The organism is Peribacillus sp. SIMBA_075, from assembly GCF_046534585.1.
Genome location: NZ_JAWRYN010000117.1, coordinates 1 through 515 on the forward strand (window position 1 = coordinate 1; position 515 = coordinate 515).

Annotated in this window: 1 protein-coding gene; it reads right to left on the bottom strand. The window is 49.7% G+C overall.

From position 1 onward, the window contains the following. Nucleotides 1–184: 184 nt before the first annotated feature. A complete protein-coding gene (locus tag SB775_RS27400; protein ID WP_410864282.1) occupies nucleotides 185–478 on the bottom strand; it encodes a hypothetical protein in 294 nt (97 codons plus the stop codon). Nucleotides 479–515 lie beyond the last annotated feature (37 nt).

Sequence of the window (515 nt, forward strand, 5' to 3'; positions counted from 1 at the left end):
CTGGTAGAGGCCGCTTAGTGAGACTTGTGAGTGTGGCGTGTTGTTCATTGTTTTTTCATCTTTAAGTAGCCGCCTCCCGCTTTGGGCTGGCCTCCCGCCATAAGCCAAGAAGAGCACTTGTCTTATTGCGTCGGCTCACCACTTTACGCTTGGCAGCTTAGAGATTTCTTTGATTCATGTTTGTTTAATCAGAACTGCTTCTGTACGAATTGCCGGCTAGCGGGGAAATCGCTTTCTGGGAGGCAGCAACTGAGACATAGATGCTTATTGACGGATTCAAACGGACAATTGTAGCTCCTCTATCCAAAGAGACAAAAACTATCAGGTCTGACACACTTCCACTATCTATATTGAATAAATCGAAGAAATCATCTACCACTATAAAACTAGAGACGGAGTGGAAGGGGGCTGACGCCTGTGGGACCGCGCGGGCTGGCGAGACAATCGTGCTGCGCTTTTTGGCACGTTGGCTCAACACCCGCCCTATCCCCAGGCAGCTGAAAGCGCGACGTCCT